Source organism: Antarctobacter sp. (assembly GCF_034670325.1).
Lineage (GTDB): Bacteria > Pseudomonadota > Alphaproteobacteria > Rhodobacterales > Rhodobacteraceae > Antarctobacter.
Window position 1 is genome coordinate 1 of record NZ_JAXMNR010000014.1, and the last position, 20,949, is coordinate 20,949.

The window sequence follows — 20,949 nt, forward strand, 5'->3', positions numbered from 1 at the left end:
TAGAAAAAACCAACAGCTCTATACATATCCAAATACAAAAGCCCCCACGAGTAAACACTCGCGGGGGCTTTTGTCCGTCCAATCATATACAAAAATCCATATTCAAATACTCGTATCTGAATGCAAGTGGGACAGAAACCGCTCCTGACTCGCCGTCGGGTACCACCCGGAACGATGCGTCAAACCGATCCGACGTACGGGAAGATCGGGCTGAACCGAAAGACGAACCATAAGACCTTGGCGTATTTCCGCAGCGGCCTGACCGCCCGAAATACAGCCCAGCATGTCGCTCTGTCTTAATGTTTCCCGCATCAGCAACACTGACCCACTCTCGACCACGCTTTGCGGCGGGGGCAGGCCGCGCTCCCTAAAGAACGTCTCGAACTGGCGGCGGGCTGGTGCCCCTTCGCGGGGAACAATCCATGCCTGTTTGGCAAGGGCGTCGACCGAAGGGGCAGGGGCATTTGCCATAGGGTGTTCAGGTCCGGCCACGAAGCACAGCCGGTCATCGAACAAGGCGTGTTGCTCGACTTCGGCGATCGGGGCCGGGTCACGGAGTGCGCCTAATATCATGTCGACTTCGCCGGAAACCAAACCTGCAAGCAGATCTTCGTACCGCCCATCCAGAACCGTGACGGGTGTGTTGGGGCGTTCCTTTCTGAAGGCGACCAAAGCGGAGGGCAACAGACTGGACCGCGACAAAGGCAGTGCACCGATCACGATCTTGCCCCCTTCGCGACCGTCAAATTCATCCAAGTCGGCCTCTGCCTGATCCAGTTCTGCAAAGGCCAGACGAGCGGCCCGGCACAGCGCAAGGCAGGCACGCCGAGGCAGCAGACCGTTTGCGGCGCGATCAAAAAGCGGTCGACCAGCAGCTTTCTCAAGGTCGGTGACTGCGCGGTGTACCGTGGGTTGCGCAAGTTTCAGGCGCCGCGCGGCCAAGGTGACATTGCCACTGTCGGCTGTGGCAATGAGAGCCGTTAACTGCGAGTGGGTCACCACACGCGACAGCCCGGGAGTGACGCTTTCCAACGCGGGGTCCAGTCTCTCCATTGCGCGTCTCACCCGGGCAAGCAGGACCGCGCCGCGCTGTGTCGGAAAAGCGCCTGCGCTGTTGCGATCGAAAAGCGCATTGCCGATGGCGGCTTCAAGTTTGTGCAGCGCATGGGTGACGGCGGTTTGTGACAAGCCGCAGACATGCGCAGCCCCCGTCAATGAGCGTTGATCCGCGATGGCTGGAAGCAGGCGCAGGTGTCTGAGATTGCGGGGGATCACCTGCGCGTCTGCCATGGGTCGGCCTGTCTAGTTGAACATCGTATTTGGCAGGATGAGGGAAATCTGGGGAAAGGCAATCAAGACCGCCAGTGTCGCCATCATTGCCAGCCAGAATGGCAGAACCCCGCGAAAGATTGTCCCCAGATCGACGTTCGGCGCCACGGACTTAACGATAAATACGTTAAGCCCCACGGGCGGTGAGATCAGGCCCATTTCCAGCGTAAGCACGACCAACACCCCGAACCAGATTGGATCGATGCCAAGGTCGATAATGACCGGGAAGAAGATCGGCAGGGTCAGGACAAGCATGGCAAACCCTTCGAGAAAGCAGCCCAGCACGAGATACACCAGCAGGATTACGATCAGCGTGCCGATGCTCCCGGTCCCAAGATTGCTAAGGAACTCTCCCACGACTGTCGGGATATGGCTGAGGGCAAGGAAGGGGTTGATCATATGAGCCGCGATCAGGATCAGCATAACAGTTGCCGTCGTCACGATGCTGTCTTTGGCGGCTTCCCAAAAGGCGCGCAGCCCCAGGGTGCGGGTCACAATTCCGTAGAGGATGACAAATCCCGCGCCGACGCCTGCCGCTTCGGTCGGGGAAAAGAAACCGGCATAGATGCCGCCGATGGTCAGCAGGATGACGATGAGGATCGGTAGAGCGCCCAGCAGCTTGCGGCTTTTGTCCGCCATGCTGGTGCGCGGACCGGCGGGGCCCAGCGCGGGCCAGATCCAGCACATCAGGGTGATTGTCAGGATAAAGGCGGAGAGCAACAGCAAGCCGGGCAGAACCCCGGCGAGGAACAGGCGTCCGATGCTTTGTTCGGTCAGGATCGCGTAGATCACAAAACCGGTCGAGGGCGGGATCAGGATACCCAGCGTGCCTCCGGCGGCGACCACCCCTGTCGATAGGCGTTTGTCATAGTTGAAACGGTCCATTTCACGCAGCGAGACTTTGCCCATCGTCAGGGCTGAGGCCACCGATGACCCGGACAGGGCGGCAAACCCGCCGCATCCGATCACCGTGGCCGAGGCCAGCCCGCCGCGAATTTGCCCGATCAGCGCATAGGCTGCGTCATATAGCTGACGGCTCATCCCGGTGACTGTCGCCACGTTGCCCATCAGAATGAACAGCGGGATGATCACCAGTTCCGGGTTTGAGGCCAGCGTGAAGGTTTCCGAGGACAGCAGGCCCATGGCCGCGTTCCAGCCGTTCAGGTGCCAGATCCCCAGAAAGCCGATAAGGAACATCGCAAAGGCCACCGGGATGCGCAGCATCAACAGCACAAGTAGAAACGCGATTCCAAGGATACCGACAGCGCCGCCGCTCATGTGTTGTTCCATTCGGTTCGCACGTCACGGCCTGAGATCGTCAATTCCAGCGCGCGCAACATCAGGCCAAGTGCCGTCAGCACCGCAAAGCCGCACAGGCCCCACTGGAACCAGACCTTGGGAAGGCGCAACAGATTGGTGGACAGGTTGAGCATCACGCTCAGTTTCGCGCTTTCCCAGATCGCCCAGGCGATAAAGGCAAAGATCACTGCGCCCAAGAGGGCAGAGAGCACGTCGATGACACGGTTCAGCAGCGGCGGAAAGGATTTCTGGAACAGATCGACCGCGATATGGCCTCCGCTCCGGTCACACAGGGCCATGCCGCCGAAGACAAGCATAACCATGATCATGGTGATCAGGTCCTGACTGCCGAACAGCGGATGGCCAAAGGCACGGCCAATCACATCCACAAGGATCACCCCAACCTCGGCCAGCAGGGCCAGTGTGCCGATAGCCGCGGACAGGCGTATCAGCCCGTCCGCAACCGTCCTGAGAGAGTTGAGCACTCACTCTCCTCGCATCTTGGCCAATGCGGCGTCGCCGTTGACTTCGGCGACATAGCCGTTGACCACATCGGCGACGGCATCGGAAAACGCCTGTGCCTCTTCGGGGGACAGGTCGATCACCACGTTCCGGTCGTCGGCGCGCGCCGCCTCAAGGGCAGCATCCGCGGTGGCATTCCACGCGATCTCGGCGGATTTTGAAACCTCGATCCCGGCGGCGGCGTCGACGGCGGCCTTGGCCTCGGCGGACAGTTTGTCATAAGACCCCTGTCCCATCACCGTGTAAAAGGCGAGGCGGCCAAGGTTGGCACCGATGGTGTAGCTGTCCGCAACTTCGTCCAGTTTGAAGTCCGACAGGGTCGACGCACCGGTGATCACGCCATCGATCAGCCCGGTCTGCAATGCGTTGTAGACTTGGTTGATCGGCATCTGTACCGGGGTCGCCCCCAGTGCCTCTGCGACTTCTGCGGCGGTGGCACCGGCAACCCGGACCTTGAGCCCGGCAAGGTCCGACGGCTTGCGGATTTGCACGTCCTTCATGATGAAAATATTCGGTTCCGAGGTCCACAAGGCGATCGGTTTGGTGGCCGGAAACTCGCCGCTGATCTCGTCAAAGGCCGCCCAGAGGGCGACATAGCCCGGCTGGTCCAGCGGGATGGCGTTGGGCAGTTCGACAATCATCGTCTTTTGGAACTGCGACGAGGTATAACCTGGCAGACCCCACACCATGTCGGACACGCCCTGCACCGCGCGCACATATTGTTCCACCGGGCCTGCGCCCAGTTCGCCGCCGTGATAGCCGCGCACTGTGACCGCACCATCGGTCGCGGCGGTCAAATCAGCGTTCAGTTTTTCGATCACGCTGGCGTTGATTGTGTGAAAGGGCGGGGTGAAATTCGCAAATTTCAACTCTTGCGCCTGCGCGGTCACCGCCAGTGTCGCCGCGACAGTGGCACCCGCAATCATATGGGTCAGTTTCATGGTATTCCTCCCGGTTGGTGTGGCGAACCCTCCCCGGCTCGCTCTGTTTTCCGGCCACAGTAGCGTACCACTATGCCCGGAAAGAAATGCATTCCGCCCGTGAGGGCATGAAATCTTGCTATTGCGCCGCCTTGGTGCGCCAGCTGTCCGCATAGGTTTCGCGGGCTTCCTTTGCATAGGGCGTCGGGGCGACACGCACCCGGATTTCGGCCTGCTTGTGCTTTTCGGTCGAGGTTTTGGCAGTGTCGTCCGGCTCTCCCCAGATCAACGTCAGCACATCGCCCACTTCGACGTCGTTGTTCACAACGCCCAGCGACAGCATGCAGCGTTCATTCCAGCTATAGCCGTTGAACATCGACATGCCGACCTTCTGCCCGTCGCGCATCACCATATCCGCACTGGAGGAGGCGTAGTTCGGCTGAGGGAAGTCGATCCACTTGTACGGCAGCCCTTCTTCAAAGCCGCTGGCGATCACCTTCAGCACGTCGTCGCGGTTCCACTCAAACGTAACCTTCTTGCGGGTCGCGCCCTCTGACTTGATCTTTTCCAGAGCGGCTTTGCCAATGAAATCATCCTTCTTCCAGCCGATGTAAAAGTTATAGCCGAGTTCGAAGGGGTTGACGTAGTAATCCTCGATGTTGTCGCTGACAAAGGAGCCGCCGATAGCGCCTGCGGCCTCATACATGTCGGCACCCAGCCAGTCGCGGTAGTCCGCCAGCATCCCGTCGCCGGTGTAGATTCCGGGCAGCGGGGATGGAATCCAGCCGGATTCCAGCGTGTTGGTCGAATAGGCGCGGCTGCCGCACTGAACGAGGTTCACACCGGCCTCGCGGGCGGACTCCAGAATGACAGAGTGGATGTAATCCTTGTCCTTGTACGGCCCCCAGATCTCCAGCCCCGGCGCGCCGGACATGCCGTGGCGCAGCGCCTGCACCTTCTTGGAGCCGACATTGATCTGGTCGACGTGAAAGAACTTGATGTCAGGGATCGGCCCGCCGTTCATCTTCTCGAAGATTTTCGGCGCGTCCGGCCCTTGGATCTGATAGCGATAATGCTCGCGGATCACACGCTCCCCTTCGGGCCGCGAGGGAGAGCGGGGGTCGTGCCGCAACCGGACATTCCATTTGCCCCAAGCGGCGGCAAACATCAGCCAGTTCGAGGTCGGAGCGCGCCCGACGAGGATGTATTTGTCTTCACGCTCACGAAAGATGATGTGGTCGCCGATGACATGGCCATTGGGCGTGACCGGCACAAAATGCTTGGCCCGGTTCAGGTCGAAATTTGAGAAAGAGTTGATCCCGTGATGAGACAAGAACTCTGTCGCCTGCGGACCCTCGACGATCACCTCATCCATGTGGTGTGACTGGTCAAACAGCACAGCCGTTTCGCGCCACGCCGCCTGTTCGTTGCGCCAGTTCTGAAACTCCGGCGTTACCACCGGGTAGACATACATTCCTGCCTGCGAATTTCGCAGCATCTCTACCGGATTGTTCCAGGCTTTCATTGCGTCGTTGAGACTGGGCATGGTTGGTCCTCTCTCCCTATGTCAAAATGTCAGTTCGCGATAAGGGACAGTCCCGGCACTTTTTCGGCCAGTTCCGGCTCTTCCTGCGTCACGTATTCAAGGTTGGTGCGGGCAAGACGCGCATGTTCGCGGGCCAGCGCCTCGGCGCGGCTGCCTTGCCGGTTTTGTATGGCGTCAAAGATGTCGCGATGCTGGCGCTGTGCGCGTGTCAGGCTTTCGCGGAAATCCGGGATCAGCTCTTGCCCCTGCATGAACGCCGAAGGCGAGGCGGCGGGAAGGCGGCCGGCACGCTCTACCTCGCGGGCGATCACCGCGCTGCCAGCAAGATTGGCCAGTAGGTCGTGGAACTCGGCGTTGAGGGGCACATAGGCCTTGAAATCCAGCGTACCTGCCACCGCGACGTCCAACTGTTCCAGCACCTCAACCATGCGGCTGGCAAGGTCGGGCAGGGCGCCGCGTTCCGCCGCAAGACGCGCTGCCGTACCCTCCAGCACGCCGCGCAATTCGATGGCATCGTGGATATCGGCCTTGGAAAACCGCGCCGCGCGGCATCCGCCGGTTTCGATCCGTTCCAGCAGGCCTTCGTCTACCAGACGGTCCATCGCCTGACGCAGCGGTGTGCGCGACAGGCCCAGCCTGTCGGCCAGCACCGTTTCGGCCAGACGTTCACCCCCGGCATACTCTCCGTTGAGCACCAGAGAGCGCAATTCCATGAGGGCGCGCGCGAACTGCGCACTGCGTTCTTGCCGATCCATGCCTCTCCTCCCAAAGGGCGATGTCGGAAAGTTATCCTGTATACAGATTCTGTCAATAGATCGAATTTTTCTGGCTTAGGTCTCGCGTTGAGGTGTTTTCTGTATACCGTTTTATGAAGTGCGCCGATTATCTCCATCTTGGGGGCGTTGCCTGGGATCAATGCTCCGCGTCTCTTGCCCTCCTTTAACTCTCGGCACGAACGCCACAGCGGCATCGACAATGGAGGTCTGGGGGCACATGGCACATCGTGATAGCGGAGTGATCTTCGCTACGGCGACAGATGGAAACGACGTCAACAATGGCAGTATCTTTTCCGATTGGCTGCTTGGGCTGGGAGGGAATGACACGCCGTTTGCCGGGGATGGCGCGGAGTCGCTTGACGGCGGGTCCGGCGATGACTGGGAGGTGCCGGGACTGGGCGTGGATGCGCTGATCGGGTGGGGCTGGCAATGACATGCTGGATTACTCCGCGACCACGACGGGGGGGCATCTCGATATTACCAACGGGTCGTCCTACTGGGCCGTCAGCAGTTCCCTCGATCCTGTAGCCGCCGGGGACCGCGTTTCGATGCAGTACGAGCACATTATCGGCGGATCGGGCAATGAGACCCTGATCGGTGGCGAAGCAGGGAATGGCAACGACACGCTGAATTTTTCCGCCTACGCGGTGCAGGTGACGGTTGGTCTGGGCGCGGGGACGGCGAGCGGTCCGGCGGGCACCGACACGATCCTGGGGTTTGTCTGAAGCGGCGTGTCAGTCGCCGCGCGCGATCATCGCCTTGTAGGCCGCGCGGATGCGGTGGAACACCGGCCCGGCCTTGCCGCCGCCAATCACACGCCCGTCAATCGTAAACACCGGGGTTTGCGCGCCAAACGTGCCGGTCAGAAAGGCCTCATCGGCGCCATAGGTGTCTACAAGCGAATAGTTGCGCTCATAGACAGGGATATCCAACGCACGGCAAAGGTCGATCACCTTCTGCCGAGTGATCCCGTTCATGCAATAATCGCCGGTCGAGGTCCAAACCGCGCCTTTGCGCACGATGAAGAAGTTGCAGGCGTTGGTCGTGTTCACAAACCCGAACGGGTCCAGCATCAGCGCCTCATCCGCGCCTGCCCGCACCGCGTGGTTCAGCGCGATGATGCAGTTCAGCTTGGAGTGCGAGTTCAGCTTGGCGTCCTGCGTCAGCGGCAGTCCCCGGTGATGCGGTACGGTGAACAAGGAAATTCCGCGCTCGATCACACTGTCGTCGGGTTTCGAATGCTCGGCGATGATGACGATGGTCGGTCCATAGATGCTTAGATGCGGGTGCTGAAACGGCTTTTTCTTGCGGCCGCGCGTGACCATCAGACGGATATGCACGTCCGTTGTCATTTCGTTGGCTTTTAGCGTGTCCCAAACCGCCTGCGTCAGTTCGGCCGGCGTTTTGCCGATGTCGAGGTCGAGGTACAGGGCCGCCTCATACAGCCGGTCAAGGTGCGCATCCACAAAGGGGATATGGCCGTCGTACAGGCGCAGGCCTTCCCAGATCCCGTCACCTAGCAGAAAGCCGCTGTCATAGACCGACACGCGCGCCTCATCCCGGTGCACGATTTCGCCGTTCACGTAGATGAGGATATCGTCGTTGCGCGCGTCGGGGGCGGCGTCGTGAGTTGAGACGTGGCTGTCGGTCATCGGGATGTCCTGTGTGAAATCGCGGGGACCGTGACACGGGCGGCACGCGGTGGAAAGAGCACCGGACTTGTCCGGGTGGAATACGCGCGCTATGCATCCAGTATGACGGAAGATCCCGACGCCATCTTGGCAAAACTCCCCGCCCGCCTGCGTGAGGCGCGCCGCGCACAAGGGCTGTCGCTAGATGCGGTGGCCAAGCTGTCGGGCGTGTCCCGCAGTATGGTCAGCCAGATAGAGCGGGGCGAATCCTCGCCCACAATCGCGACGCTTTGGAACCTGACCCGCGCTTTGCAGGTCGATTTTGCCGGTTTGCTGGAAGAGGCCCCCGCCCGCCAGATCGAGGTGCTGCGTGCCAGCGACGTGCCGACGATCGAGAATCGTGGCGCGGGTTGTACCATCCGCATTCTGTCACCACCCGAAGAGGCGGGGCGGCATGAGGTCTATGAGCTGCGCTTTGCTGCCGGTGGTATGCTTGACAGCCTGCCGCACGCGCGCGGCGCGCGCGAACACCTCAGCGTCATCGAGGGAGAGGTGGAGGTCACCAGTGGGGCGGGGACCGAACGGCTCGGCCCCGGTGACACGGCGCGGTATGCAGCGGATGTGGCGCACAAGATTGCCGCCGCCGCCCCGGCACGGGCTTTCCTTGTGGTGCAGGACGCTTAAACTTATGCCGATATGATGGAAAATAATCCGTCATACTGAAAATCCCCTATTTCGGAAATGTGTCCGTTATGTTAGCGTGTCCGGCAACGGAGGCTGACATGACAAACCGATTCCTGACCCATATGACCGACACCCTCGCCCAAATCGACGCCGAGGGATTGATGAAGCGTGAGCGCATGATCACCTCGCCCCAAGGCGGTGAAATCATGGTGGACGGTCAGAGCAAGATCTGCCTCTGCGCCAACAACTATCTTGGCCTTGCAGACCACCCTGACCTGATCACGGCTGCAAAATCTGCAATGGAGCCAAAAGGCTACGGCATGGCCTCTGTCCGCTTTATCTGCGGTACGCAGGATCTGCACCGCGAATTGGAAACCCGGCTGGCGCGGTTTCTGGGCAAGGATGACTCGATCCTTTTCGCCGCTTGTTTTGACGCCAATGGCGGGTTGTTTGAGCCGCTCTTGGGGCCTGAGGATGCGATCATCTCGGACGCGCTCAATCATGCGTCGATCATCGACGGGATCCGCCTGTGCAAGGCGCGGCGCTATCGCTACGCCAATTCCGACATGGCGGAACTGGAGGCGCAGTTGCAAAAGGCGCGCGAAGATGGCGCGCGGTTTATCATGATCGCCACGGACGGCGTGTTCTCGATGGACGGCTATCTGGCCAAGCTGCCTGAGATCACGGCGCTTGCTGAAAAATACGATGCGCTGGTCATGGTCGATGACTGCCACGCGACCGGATTCATGGGGCCAAAGGGGCAGGGGACGCCCGCGCATTTCGGCGTCGATGTGGACATCCTGACCGGCACGCTGGGCAAGGCGCTGGGCGGGGCCATCGGCGGCTATATTGCCGGTCCCCAGCCGGTTATCGACCTGCTGCGCCAGCGCGCCCGGCCTTACCTGTTTTCCAACGCGCTGCCGCCCGCTGTCGTGGCTGCGGGGATCGAGGCGATCCGGCTGGTCGAAGAGGGCGACGACCTGCGCGCAAAACTGTTTGAGAACGCCGCCTATTGGCGGGCGGGCCTGACCGACCTCGGTTTTGACCTGCTTCCGGGGGAGCACCCTATCATCCCGGTGATGCTGGGGGAGGCGCAACTGGCGCAGGACATGGCGTCGCGGTTGTTCGACAAGGGCGTCTATGTCTCAGGCTTCTTCTTTCCGGTGGTGCCGCGCGGACAGGCCCGCATCCGCACACAGATGAGCGCGGCTCTGACGCGCGAACAGTTGGACCGTGCGCTGGCGGCTTTTGGTGAAGTCGGGCGCGAACTAAAGGTGATCTCATGAGCAACCAGATGAAAGCACTGGTCAAGGCCAAGCCCGAGGAAGGCCTGTGGATGGAACGCGTCCCTGTGCCAGAGATCGGCCCCGATGATGTGCTGATAAAGATCAAGGCCACCGGCATCTGCGGCACCGACATACACATCTGGAATTGGGACGAGTGGGCACAAAAGACGGTGCCGGTGCCGCTGGTGACGGGCCATGAGTTCGCAGGTGAGATCGTCGAGATTGGCCGCAACGTCGATGACCTCAAGATCGGTCAGCGGTGCAGTGGTGAGGGCCACCTGATTGGCAAACACTCGCGCCAGTCGCGGGCGGGCAAGTTCCATCTGGACCCGCAAACCCGCGGGATTGGCGTGAATGAGCAGGGGGCCTTTGCGCAGTATTTGCGCCTTCCTGCCTTCAACGTGGTGCCGCTGCCGGACGAGATCCCCGACGAGATCGGGGCCATTCTGGACCCGCTGGGAAATGCCGTTCACACGGCGTTGAGTTTCGATCTGGTAGGCGAAGACGTGCTGATCACCGGCGCGGGGCCAATCGGAATCATGGCGGCCGCAGTCGCGAGGCACGTCGGTGCCCGGCACGTTGTCATCACGGATGTGAACCCCGATCGGCTGGCGCTGGCGGAAAAGGTGGCCGACGTCGTGCCGGTCAACGTGGCGACAGAGGACCTGCGCGACGTGAAAACGCGGCTGAAGATGCGCGAAGGCTTTGACGTGGGGCTGGAGATGTCGGGCAATCAGGTGGCGCTCGACCAGATGGTCGAGACGCTGGTGATGGGCGGCCGGATCGCGCTGCTGGGCATCCCGCCGGGGAAATCGCCGGTCGACTGGTCGCGCATCGTGTTCAAGGCCATCACGATCAAGGGCGTCTACGGGCGCGAGATCTTCGAGACCTGGTACAAGATGATCGCGATGCTGGAAAACGGGCTGGACGTGTCCAAGGTGATCACCCACCGGTATCCGGTGGACCAATTTGCCGATGGCTTTTCGGTGATGAAGTCGGGCCGCTCTGGCAAGGTGGTGCTGGATTGGCAGTGATCCCGGCCCTGAATTAGGTCAGACTGCGGGTCGACTTTGGAAAAGTGCCGCCCTGCGAACCTGCGCAGGGCGGCATTTTTGATGGCTCAGGCCTCAAGGCCCAATTTATAGACGTGGATTTCGAAGGTCGGATGTTGTTCGGCGCCGATGACGCCCGGGCGTGCGTGGCGATATGTGGCGCGCCAGTAAGGTTGGATGATAACGCCTTCGTCCTGCATGATCGTCTGCAACTTGGCCGACAGCGCGCGCCGGGTCTCGGCGTCGGCGACGGCCATCGCCTGCTTGAGTGTCTCGTCGAATTCGGCATTGGCAAAGCCGGTTTCGTTCCACGCCTCGCCTGACCGGTAGGCCAGAGCCAGAACCTGCACTCCCAAGGGGCGCTGTGCCCAGTCGGTCGCTGAGAACGGGTAGTCCGCCCAATCGTTCCAGAAGGTGTTGCCGGGGATGATTGTGCGACGCACCTTGAAACCGGCATCGCGCAGCTGTGCGGCGACCGCATCGCAGGTGTCGCGCCGCCAGTTGTCGTCGATCGAGATCAGCTCATGCTCGAAGTCCGCAAACCCGGCTTCCGCCATCAGGGCCGCCGCCTTGGCCGGGTCGGGCTCTTGCGCGGGAAGTTGGGCATATTCGGGGTGGATCGGACAGACATGGTGGTTTTCGGCGACCTCGCCCTGATCGGCATAGCCAAGCTCAAGGCAGACCGCATTCGAGACCGCCATTGCCAGCGCGCGGCGCACGCGAACGTCCGCATAGGGTGTCTGGCCGTCGATTTCCGCGTTCTGGTTGGTGCGGATCACCACCGTGTTTGCGGTGATGGTTTCGGATTTTTGCCAGCCGATGCTGTCGAACAACTCGACGAATTCGCCCAGCGATTCATAGAGCATGTCCACTTCGTCCGACTCGGCGGCAGAGAAATGGGTCACCTGATCGGTTCCGAAATCGATGTATTCGATCTGGTCCAGATAAGGGCCGCCATAAACCTCGGTGCCCCACCAAGTGTGGTCCTCGTTGCGGACCATGACCGACTTTACGCCAACCTCCAGTTCGGTCGGGATGAAGGGGCCGGTGCCTTTGCGATCGGCCATCGGGTCGCCGCTGAAGTCTTGCGGCACGATTGCGGCGGGGTAGTCCGAGAAACCGGCAATCAGCGTGATGTCCGGCGCGGGCAGGGTCAGCGTGACGGTCAGGTCATCGCTTGCGACGATGGCACCGTCGATGGCCTGCTTTGTTGCGGGGTCGATCAGCGTGGACATCCGCGACGCCATCGAGTTGCCCTCGACCGTCTGATCGCACCAGCGGGTAATATTAAAGGCGACATCGGCGGCGGTAAACGGCGTGCCGTCATTCCATGTGACGCCGGGGCGCACATTCAGCGTGTATTGCGTGGCGTCGGCGTTGACCTCCCAGCCTGCCAGCAGCATCGGCTTAAAGCTGCCGTCGCGCTGGTATTCGACGAGGTATTCCAGCCAGCCACGCGAAAAATTCGACATTTGCGGCCAGTCATAGGTGCGCGGATCCTTGAGCGCGCGCACGTCCGACTGGATCCGCAATGTGCCGCCCTGTGCGGGCTGGGCACGGGCCTCGGAGGGCATGGCGACGCCGATCAGCCCGTAGGCGGTGGCGGCTGTCAGGCCAAGCGACGTGGTGCGCGTCAGAAACTCGCGACGCGACAACTCTCCACGCGCATGTTCGGCAGCAAGGGTTCGTGCGACGGGATGAAGGGGGGGAGTAGCCATGAGGGCTCCAATCGATTTCAGAGGAAATTTTGACGTGAGGTGCGCCGGGGGAAGGGACTCTGTCTACGAGTGTTGGTGTCGGCCCGATCCGGACCTACACGTCAAGGTAGATAGGGCTGTGGCTGAAGGGTCAACCCGAAGAAAGCCACAAAGGCCCACGCACGATCAGAGCGCATAGCGGGTGGCGCCGCGCCGGTTTTCATCCACCGGATCGGACAGAACCACCGCCTGATGCGCCCGCTGGTCACAGTTGGCGCGGGGACAGACACGGCAGTTGATGCCGATCTCCGTCGCACGCGCCTGTGTGATATTGAGATCTTCGGCGTATCCGATGCTGCCGACGTGATCCATGGCGCAGCCCACGGCAACGGCCAGCCGCACATCCTGCCGGTGTCGGGTGAAACTGGGGCGATCCACGGTGCGCGCAAAAACGATGAACTGCGACTTGTCCGGCATCTCGACCACCTGCGGCAGGATCAGACCGGGAGAGCGGAAACAGGCGTGGACCTCCAGCCGGGGGCAGGCCCCGCCGTATTCGGCAAGGTGGAAATCGGTCGCGTTGAAACGCTTGGTGACGTTTCCGGCCTTGTCGATTCGCAGAAAGAACAGCGGCACGCCGCGCGCTCCGCTGCGCTGCAGCGTGGTCGCCCGATGGCACGCCTGTTCAAAGCTGACACCAAAGCGGGTGGCGAGGTGGTCGAAATCGTACTTGCTCGCAATGGCCTCGAACAGAAAGCGGTCGTAGGGCATCAGCACGGCGGCGGCGAAATAATTGGCCAGTTCCACCCGGCAGCGCGCGCGGCCTTTGGCATCGGTCAGCCCGCTGCGTTCCAGAATGCCGTCCAGCAATTCTTTCTGTTCCAGAAGGCCCGCCACATGCACCAGTTGGAACACGCGATTGGGGTGGTCCAGTGCCTCTGACAATCTGACCTCACGCCGGTCCTCATCGTACTCACGTAGCGATTGCGGCATGTCCGCCACCGGGACGATGCGCACCCGCAGATCAAGCCGGTGTTTCAGCCGCAGTTTGAGCGCCGGATAGATGTCGTCGGGGTCCACGCCTTCGCCAAACCAAAAGCCCTCTGCCGCCTCTTCAAGCGCTTCGAAGTGGTTGCGGTTGCTGCGAAAAAAGTTGTGGACCACGGCCTCGGAGGTCAATGGCAGAACACGGCTTCCGCCCTCACCGGTGCTGGCCATACTCATTAACTGGTCGTTTGTGGCCAGATAGGCGCGGTGCAGTTTCAGAAAGCAACTGGCAAGGTCGGGACTGTGCGCCAGCGCCGCGCGCAATTGTGGCAGATCGGGGCGGCCGCTCTCGAACAAGGGGTCCTGTAGCACAGCGCGAATGTCGGCAAGCTGCGCGGTATCGTCGTCCTCGGCGATGTCGCGCCAATCGACGCCATAGGCCTCGAACAGCTTGAGCAGGACGGGCACTGAAATGCTGCGCTCGTTCTTTTCCAGCAGGTTTACATAAGAGGTCGAGATGCCAAGCGCCTTGGCCATCTGGACCTGTGTCTGTCCGTGTTCGATGCGCAGCCGGCGCAGGCGGGGGCCGATGAAGGTCTTCATGGTATTTCACAGTATACGAAATTTTACAAATTTACAAATATTCAGTTTTGTAAAATCTCGCATTTACAGCAGGACCCGGGAGTGTTTCCGGTTTCCGAATGTATGGCGCATGGTCCCTGTCATTCGATAGGGAGAACCGCCATGCGTACCGGACAGACACATCTCTTCATTCCCGGACCGACCAATGTGCCAGAGGCCGTGCGGCAGGCGATGAACGTCCCGCAGCAGGACCAGCGCGCCAGCGATTTCGGCCAGTTGACGCTGGGTCTGTTTTCCGACCTCAAGCGTGTGTTCAAGACCGGAACAGGCGAGGTCATGCTGTTCCCCGGCTCTGGCACCTCGGCTTGGGAGGCGGCAATCACCAACACGCTGAACCCCGGCGACAAGGTGTTGATGGCGCGCTATGGTCAGTTTTCGACGCTCTGGGTCAAGATGGCGGAAATGCTGGGGCTGGACCCTGTCGTGGTCGATCTGCCCTGGGGGGCCAGCGCCCCGGTGGGAGAGTTCGAACGCATCCTTGGCCGCGACGTGCAGGATGAGATCAAGGCGGTCTTCGTCACCCACAATGAGACCGCGACCGGCGTTGTGTCCGATGTGGCCGCCGTGCGCCGCGCGCTGGACAGCACCTTTCACGACGCGCTGCTTTTCGTTGACGGCGTTTCGTCCATCGGGTCCATGGATTTCCGCATGGACGAATGGGGCGTCGATCTTGCCGTTACCGGCAGCCAGAAAGGCATGATGATGCCTGCGGGGCTGGGCATTCTCGGCGTCAGCCAAAAGGCGTTGGAGGCGTCGCGGACAGCCACCATGCGCCGCGCCTACTATGACTTTGCCGACATGCGCGCGATGAACGCCGATGGCTATTTTCCCTACACCCCGCCGACGCCGCTGCTGCACGGGCTTCGGGCCGCGCTGGACCGGATCTTTGCCGAAGGGCTGGAGGCGGTCTTTGCCCGCCACACGCGGCTTGCCGAAGGCATCCGCCGGGGGGTGCAGGCCTGGGGGCTGGATCTGGTGGCGGAGCATCACAGCTATTACTCCGACACCGTCAGCGCGATCCGCGTGCCGCAGGACGTCGACGCGCGCGAAGTGCTGCGCATTGCCTATGACGAATTCAACGCGTCGTTTGGATCTGGTCTTGGGCGGCTGAACGGCAAGGTCTTTCGCATCGGTCACTTGGGCGATTTCAACGAAGGCATGGCGCTGACCGCGCTCAGCCTCGCGGAACTGTCGTTGATGCGGGCCGGCGCGGGCGTTGTTCCTGGCTCTGGTACAGGTGCCGCGCAGGCCTGGTTCGCCGAAGGCGCGGGCACGCCGCAAACCTACGCGGTCGCCGCCGAATAAATCCTCTGCACAGCCGGTTCGTCCCGGACTGCGCCCCTCGGCAGGCGCGGGCACTCATCCTTTGTCAAATGAAAGTCTGAAACATGTCCCATACGCTTCACCCCCTTCGCAAGCAGCGCCTGCACCGTTCTGAACTGGCCGTGCCCGCCTCGAACCCCGGCATGGTCGAAAAGGCCGCCGACAGCGCCGCTGACTACGTGTTCCTTGATCTTGAGGACGCGGTCGCGCCGCCGGAAAAGGATCAGGCCCGCAAGAACGCCGTGGAACTGCTGAACGACATCGACTGGGCGGCCAAGGGCAAGACGGTGTCGGTGCGGATCAACGGGCTGGACACGCATTACATGTACCGCGACGTGGTCGACATCATGGAGCAGGCCGGCGACCGGATCGACACAATCCTTGTGCCCAAGGTCGGCGTGCCTGCGGACCTCTACATGGTCGAGGCGATGATCAACCAGATCGAACAGGCCTGCGGGCTGACCAACCGCGTGGGTCTAGAGGCGTTGATCGAAACCGCGTTGGGAATGGCCAACGTCGAGGCAATCGCCCAGTTCGGCGGGCGTCTGGAGGCGCTGCACTTTGGTGTCGCCGACTATGCCGCCAGTATGCGGGCGCGGACGGTGAACATAGGCGGGCTGAACCCCGATTATCCGGGCGACCAGTGGCACGCCTCGATCACCCGGATGGTCATCGCTTGCCGCGCTTACGGGCTGCGCGCCATTGATGGACCTTTTGGCGATTTCAGCGACGGTCAGGGCTATGTCGCAGGCGCGCGGCGTGCGGCGGCGCTGGGATGTGAGGGCAAGTGGGCCATTCATCCCAGCCAGATCGTCATGGCGAATGACGTCTTCAGCCCGCCAGAGGCCGAAGTCATCAAGGCGCAGCGCATTATCGAGGAACTGAGATCGGCAGAGGCCGCAGGCAATGGCGCTGCCAGTCTTGACGGCAAGATGATCGACGCCGCAAGCGAAAAGATGGCCCGCAACGTCATCGACATGGCGCAGGCCATTGCCACGAAAAGCACAGACATCGCGGCAGAATAATCGCCGTCAGGGGAGGAATTAGCATGGATATTCACGAACATCAGGCCAAAGAAATCCTGAAAAGCTTTGGCGTCCCGGTGCCGCGCGGCGGGCTGGCCTATTCGCCGGAACAGGCGGCCTACTGCGCCCGTGAGCTGGGTGGCGACGCTTGGGTGGTCAAGGCGCAGATCCATTCCGGCGGTCGCGGCGAAGTGGGCGGCGTCAAAGTCTGCAAGACTGAGGCCGAGGTGGCGGAGTTCGCCCGTGGCCTGCTGGGCAAGCAGCTAGTGACCAAGCAGACCGACGCAAATGGCAAGGGGGTCTATCGTCTGTGGGTCGAGGAAGCCTCTGACATTGCACAGGAGTTGTACCTTGGCTTTGTGCTGGACCGAAAGTCAGAGCGGATCATGATCGTCGCCTCCGGGCACGGCGGGATGGAGATTGAGGACCTCGCCGAAGAAGACCCCGACAGCCTTGTGCGCAGCGTGATCGACCCTGCCGTTGGGCTGGCGCTGTATCAAGCGCGTGAACTGGGCTTTCGCCTTGGGCTGGAGGGCAAGCAAGTCGACCAGTTCTCGACCTTCCTGCGGGCCTGTTATCGCGCCTACCGCGATCTTGACGCCATGATGGTCGAGATCAACCCGCTGGTGATCACCGGAGCGGGCGATCTGGTTGCGCTGGATGCGAAAATGTCCTTTGACACCAATGCGCTGTACAAACACCCCGGCATCGCCGCGCTGCGCGATCCCAGCCAGGAAGACCCGCGTGAGGCGACCGCCTTTGACAACGGGCTGGCCTATGTGGGCCTGGATGGAGACATCGGCTGCATCATCAACGGCGCGGGCCTCGCCATGGCCTCGATGGACATGATCCAGCTTGCGGGTGGTGCCCCTGCGAACTTTCTCGACATCGGCGGTGGTGCCTCGCCACAGCGGGTCTGTCAGGCGTTCCGCACGGTCCTGTCGGACGCCAACGTCAGCGTGATCCTTGTCAACATCTTCGCCGGAATCAACCGCTGTGACTGGATCGCGAAGGGGGTGATCCAGGCCTACCGCGAGGTCGGCATCCAGATCCCGGTTGTGGTGCGCCTGAGCGGCACCAACGTCGAAAAAGGGCAAAAAATCATCCGCGAAAGCGGCCTGCCCATCATCAGCGCCGTCACGCTGGAGGAGGCCGCCCAAAAGGCCGTCGCCGCCCGCCCGCAATCCGCTGCAGCCTGAGGAGACACGACATGGCTATCCTGATTGATGAAAACACCAAGGTCGTTGTCCAGGGGCTTTCGGGCCGCATCGGCCAGTTCCACGCGCAGGAAATGATCGAATACGGCACCAAGGTGGTCGCCGGGGTCACTCCGGGAAAGGGTGGCACAACGGTCCTGAATCGCCCCGTTTTCAACACGGTGCGCGAAGCCGTTGAAGCGACCGGGGCAGAGGCCTCGCTGCTCTTTGTGCCGCCTCCCTTCGCCGCAGATGCGATGATGGAAGCGGCAGAAGCGGGCATCAAGACGGCGGTCTGCGTGACCGACGGAATTCCAGCGCAGGACATGATGCGGGTAAAGCGGTTTTTGCGTCGTTATCCGCGAGAGCGGAAAATGCGCCTGATCGGGCCGAACTGCGCGGGCATCATCTCACCGGGGCGCGGCTTCATGGGGATCATGCCACCCGCGATCTACATGCCGGGCCGCGTGGGCATTGTGGGCCGGTCTGGCACGCTGGGCTATGAGGCCGCCAGCCAGATGAAGGCGCTGGGCATCGGGATTTCGTCGTCCATCGGCATTGGCGGTGATCCGATCAATGGGTCCAGCTTCAAGGACATCCTTGAACTCTTTGAAAACGATCCGGAAACCGACGCGATCATGATGATCGGTGAGATCGGTGGCCCACAAGAGGCCGAGGCCGCCGCCTATGTCCGCGATCACATGACCAAACCCGTGGCCGCCTATATCGCGGGTCTTGCCGCTCCCAAGGGTCGGCAGATGGGCCATGCTGGCGCGATCATCAGCGCCTTTGGCGAAAGCGCGCAGGAAAAGGTCGAGATCCTGTCGTCGGCGGGCATCACGGTGGCGCCGCATCCTTCGGCCATGGGGGCGACCATGGCGCGCGTGTTGGGCATGAAGGCAGCGGCATGAGCGCCGCCGCCCTGATGGACCCCGATTACACAGACTGGATCGGTCGAACAGAAACCCGCGAGGGGGGCGTCACGCCCAACCTTGCGGGGATGCTGAACGCGGCGGTCAGCCACGACCTGAGCCCGGTCCGCGATGTGCGGGCCGGGAGCGTTCTGCCAAACCTCTGGCATTGGGTCGCCTTCCCTGAGTTTGTGCCCATGAGCGAGTTGGGAGAGGACGGCCATCCCGCGCTGGGTGGCTTTCTGCCGCCGCTGCCATTTCGTCGTCGGATGTGGGCCGGGGGTGATATGCGGTTCAAAGGCGTCTTTCACGTCGGTGAGAGGTTGACCAAGACCTCGACCATCCGCGCGGTGACCCAAAAAGATGGCAAGACCGGGCCGATGGCATTCGTCACCGTGGACCATGTGACCACCGGCGAAATGGGCGGCGCAATCGAGGAAGAGCAGAACATCGTTTACCTCGACATCCCGAAAACCTTTCGCCCGCCACGGCAGGTTCCGGTGCCTGAACGCATGGCCTACGATGAGCGCGTTCCGATGAATGAGGTACGGCTTTTTCGTTATTCTGCGGCGACTTACAACGCGCATCGCATCCACTATGACCTGCCGTATGCACAGCAGGTAGAAAAATATCCGGCGCTGGTTGTGCATGGGCCGATGCAGGCCACCATGGCGATCGAGGCGGCGCAGCGGCACACGGGACGTACGCCTGCGCGGTTCAGGTATCGCGTGGTGCACCCGATGTTTCACGACTCCGACATGCGGTTGGTCGGGGCGCTGGACCCGGCGGGTGGCGCGATTGAGGTCGGGACAGCCACGTTTGAGGGCTATCTGGGGCTGCAAGCAAGGATGGAGTGGCAGACATGAGCGGTATTCTGGACGGTATGCGCGTGGTCGAAAGCTCGGCCTTTGTGGCGGTGCCACTGGCGGGGATGACGCTGGCGCAGATGGGCGCGGACGTGATCCGGTTCGACCTGCCACAGGGTGGGATGGACGCGAAACGTTGGCCCGTAACCAATTCAGGGCAAAGTCTTTTCTGGGACGGCATGAACAAGGGGAAACGCTCTGTCGCGCTGGACGTCAAGTCTCCGCGGGGCCGTGAGATCGCGCAAGAGATCATCTGTGCCGATGGTGAGGATGCGGGCCTGTTCATCACCAATCTCGCAGCCAAGGGCTGGACCGATTACGAGACACTCAAGGCGCGGCGCGCGGATCTGTGTATGGTCAGCCTGCGAGGCGACCGGCACGGGCGTCCGGCTGTCGATTATACCGTAAACCCCTCTCTGGGGTTTCCCATGGCGACTGGGCCGGAAGGCTCGGCAGAGCCGGTGGCGCATGTGCTGCCCGCATGGGATTGCATCGCCGGGAATATGGTTGTCTCAGGCTTGTTGGCGGCAGAAAGATTGCGCCTTCGTAAGAGGTTGGGGCAGTTTGTTGATCTGACGCTGAAGGATGCCGCCGCCGCCATGCTGGGTAATCTGGGCATCATCGGGGAAGTCGCGGTCAACGGGACCGAGCGCGCCAAATCGGGCAATGCGCTGTACGGGGCATACGGTCAGGATTTTGTCTGCGCGGATGGACGGCGGGTCATGGTGATCGCACTGACGCCGCGCCAGTGGGTAAACCTGATGACGGTGACCGGCACCACGCAGGACATGGGATACCTCGCGGCGCGGCTGGGTATTGATCTGGCTCAGGAAGGCGTGCGTTGGGCCTATCGGGCAGAGATTACCAAGGTGTTGGAACCTTGGTTTGCCAAGAGAAAACTATCTGATTTTTCGAGGAAATTTGACGATGGCGGTGTCACATGGTCGGTCTTTCGCAGCTTTGCTCAGGCGCTGCGGGAGGACCCGGACCTGTCGACCGCAAATCCAATGTTTGCCGAGATCGACCACCCGCAAACCGGCCGTTACCTGACCCCCGGATCGCCGTTTTCCTTTGCCGGGATTGCCCGCCAAGACCCGGCGCCCGCCCCAATGTTGGGACAGCATACCGAAGAAGTGCTGGCCGATGTCGCGCGTATTCCGGAGGGGGAAATCGGCAAGTTGATGGATGCGGGCGTGGCCATGCAGCCGCGAAAGGACCTGCGTCTGGCCTCATGAAAAATGACCGGGCACAACGGAT

Annotated in this window: 20 protein-coding genes; 11 read left to right on the top strand and 9 right to left on the bottom strand. The window is 61.5% G+C overall.

From position 1 onward, the window contains the following. Window positions 1-102: 102 nt before the first annotated feature. From VOI21_RS23165 to VOI21_RS23190, 6 genes are all read right to left on the bottom strand, one after another. Window positions 103-1,290: a LysR family transcriptional regulator gene (locus tag VOI21_RS23165; protein ID WP_323772345.1), complete on the bottom strand. Its 1,188-nt coding sequence runs from the start codon at window positions 1,288-1,290 to the stop codon at window positions 103-105. A gap of 12 nt (window positions 1,291-1,302) precedes the next feature. Beyond that, entirely contained in the window at window positions 1,303-2,607 is a 1,305-nt protein-coding gene (locus tag VOI21_RS23170; RefSeq protein WP_323772346.1) for a TRAP transporter large permease, read from the bottom strand. Further along, window positions 2,604-3,113 (bottom strand): TRAP transporter small permease, encoded by a 510-nt coding sequence (locus tag VOI21_RS23175; protein ID WP_323772347.1) that lies wholly within the window; start codon window positions 3,111-3,113, stop codon window positions 2,604-2,606. Before VOI21_RS23175 ends, VOI21_RS23170 begins: the two co-directional genes overlap by 4 nt. Then, window positions 3,114-4,091: a TRAP transporter substrate-binding protein gene (locus tag VOI21_RS23180; RefSeq protein ID WP_323772348.1), complete on the bottom strand. Its 978-nt coding sequence runs from the start codon at window positions 4,089-4,091 to the stop codon at window positions 3,114-3,116. Window positions 4,092-4,209: 118 nt separating this feature from the next. Continuing rightward, complete coding sequence (gene ligM, locus VOI21_RS23185) at window positions 4,210-5,616, bottom strand: vanillate/3-O-methylgallate O-demethylase (protein WP_323772349.1); 1,407 nt, start codon at window positions 5,614-5,616, stop codon at window positions 4,210-4,212. 29 nt (window positions 5,617-5,645) lie between these two features. Continuing rightward, complete coding sequence (locus VOI21_RS23190) at window positions 5,646-6,371, bottom strand: GntR family transcriptional regulator (RefSeq protein WP_323772350.1); 726 nt, start codon at window positions 6,369-6,371, stop codon at window positions 5,646-5,648. 238 nt (window positions 6,372-6,609) lie between these two features. Between VOI21_RS23190 and VOI21_RS23195 the strand changes: the two genes are divergently transcribed. Together VOI21_RS23195 and VOI21_RS23200 are read left to right on the top strand one after the other, a co-directional pair. Beyond that, window positions 6,610-6,825: a hypothetical protein gene (locus tag VOI21_RS23195; protein ID WP_323772351.1), complete on the top strand. Its 216-nt coding sequence runs from the start codon at window positions 6,610-6,612 to the stop codon at window positions 6,823-6,825. A gap of 1 nt (window position 6,826) precedes the next feature. After that, complete coding sequence (locus tag VOI21_RS23200) at window positions 6,827-7,117, top strand: hypothetical protein (RefSeq protein ID WP_323772352.1); 291 nt, start codon at window positions 6,827-6,829, stop codon at window positions 7,115-7,117. A 9-nt stretch (window positions 7,118-7,126) separates the two neighbouring features. Here the strand turns inward: VOI21_RS23200 and VOI21_RS23205 are convergent, their stop codons facing one another. Beyond that, a complete protein-coding gene (locus tag VOI21_RS23205) occupies window positions 7,127-8,044 on the bottom strand; it encodes an aminotransferase class IV (protein ID WP_323772353.1) in 918 nt (305 codons plus the stop codon). A 102-nt stretch (window positions 8,045-8,146) separates the two neighbouring features. Between VOI21_RS23205 and VOI21_RS23210 the strand changes: the two genes are divergently transcribed. The 3 genes from VOI21_RS23210 to tdh all read left to right on the top strand — a co-directional run bounded on the left by VOI21_RS23210 (window position 8,147) and on the right by tdh (window position 11,027). Next, a complete protein-coding gene (locus tag VOI21_RS23210; protein ID WP_323772399.1) occupies window positions 8,147-8,707 on the top strand; it encodes an XRE family transcriptional regulator in 561 nt (186 codons plus the stop codon). A gap of 98 nt (window positions 8,708-8,805) precedes the next feature. Continuing rightward, window positions 8,806-9,993, top strand: coding sequence for a glycine C-acetyltransferase (locus VOI21_RS23215; RefSeq protein ID WP_323772354.1), 1,188 nt, complete (start codon window positions 8,806-8,808; stop codon window positions 9,991-9,993). Continuing rightward, window positions 9,990-11,027, top strand: a complete 1,038-nt coding sequence (gene tdh / locus VOI21_RS23220; RefSeq protein WP_323772355.1) for an L-threonine 3-dehydrogenase — start codon at window positions 9,990-9,992, stop codon at window positions 11,025-11,027. Before VOI21_RS23215 ends, tdh begins: the two co-directional genes overlap by 4 nt. A gap of 86 nt (window positions 11,028-11,113) precedes the next feature. On the opposite strand, the gene VOI21_RS23225 is transcribed toward tdh, so the two are convergent. Continuing rightward, the gene (locus VOI21_RS23225) at window positions 11,114-12,763 is read right to left on the bottom strand and encodes an ABC transporter substrate-binding protein (protein WP_323772356.1); all 1,650 of its coding nucleotides are present in this window, start codon (window positions 12,761-12,763) and stop codon (window positions 11,114-11,116) included. A gap of 165 nt (window positions 12,764-12,928) precedes the next feature. Then, window positions 12,929-14,332: a helix-turn-helix domain-containing protein gene (locus VOI21_RS23230; RefSeq protein ID WP_323772357.1), complete on the bottom strand. Its 1,404-nt coding sequence runs from the start codon at window positions 14,330-14,332 to the stop codon at window positions 12,929-12,931. A 141-nt stretch (window positions 14,333-14,473) separates the two neighbouring features. Here VOI21_RS23230 and VOI21_RS23235 point away from each other — a divergent pair, with 141 nt between their 5' ends. The 6 genes from VOI21_RS23235 to VOI21_RS23260 all read left to right on the top strand — a co-directional run bounded on the left by VOI21_RS23235 (window position 14,474) and on the right by VOI21_RS23260 (window position 20,927). Beyond that, window positions 14,474-15,676: a pyridoxal-phosphate-dependent aminotransferase family protein gene (locus VOI21_RS23235; RefSeq protein ID WP_323772358.1), complete on the top strand. Its 1,203-nt coding sequence runs from the start codon at window positions 14,474-14,476 to the stop codon at window positions 15,674-15,676. A gap of 83 nt (window positions 15,677-15,759) precedes the next feature. Next, complete coding sequence (locus tag VOI21_RS23240) at window positions 15,760-16,719, top strand: CoA ester lyase (RefSeq protein WP_323772359.1); 960 nt, start codon at window positions 15,760-15,762, stop codon at window positions 16,717-16,719. Window positions 16,720-16,742: 23 nt separating this feature from the next. After that, window positions 16,743-17,918 carry a malate--CoA ligase subunit beta gene (locus VOI21_RS23245; protein ID WP_323772360.1) on the top strand — a complete coding sequence of 392 codons (1,176 nt, stop codon included), beginning with the start codon at window positions 16,743-16,745 and terminating at the stop codon, window positions 17,916-17,918. A gap of 11 nt (window positions 17,919-17,929) precedes the next feature. Continuing rightward, window positions 17,930-18,826 (top strand): succinate--CoA ligase subunit alpha, encoded by an 897-nt coding sequence (gene sucD / locus VOI21_RS23250; protein ID WP_323772361.1) that lies wholly within the window; start codon window positions 17,930-17,932, stop codon window positions 18,824-18,826. Beyond that, window positions 18,823-19,692: an FAS1-like dehydratase domain-containing protein gene (locus VOI21_RS23255; RefSeq protein WP_323772362.1), complete on the top strand. Its 870-nt coding sequence runs from the start codon at window positions 18,823-18,825 to the stop codon at window positions 19,690-19,692. Before sucD ends, VOI21_RS23255 begins: the two co-directional genes overlap by 4 nt. Next, the gene (locus VOI21_RS23260; protein WP_323772363.1) at window positions 19,689-20,927 is read left to right on the top strand and encodes a CoA transferase; all 1,239 of its coding nucleotides are present in this window, start codon (window positions 19,689-19,691) and stop codon (window positions 20,925-20,927) included. The genes VOI21_RS23255 and VOI21_RS23260 overlap by 4 nt, the downstream gene beginning before the upstream one ends. Window positions 20,928-20,949: the final 22 nt, after the last annotated feature.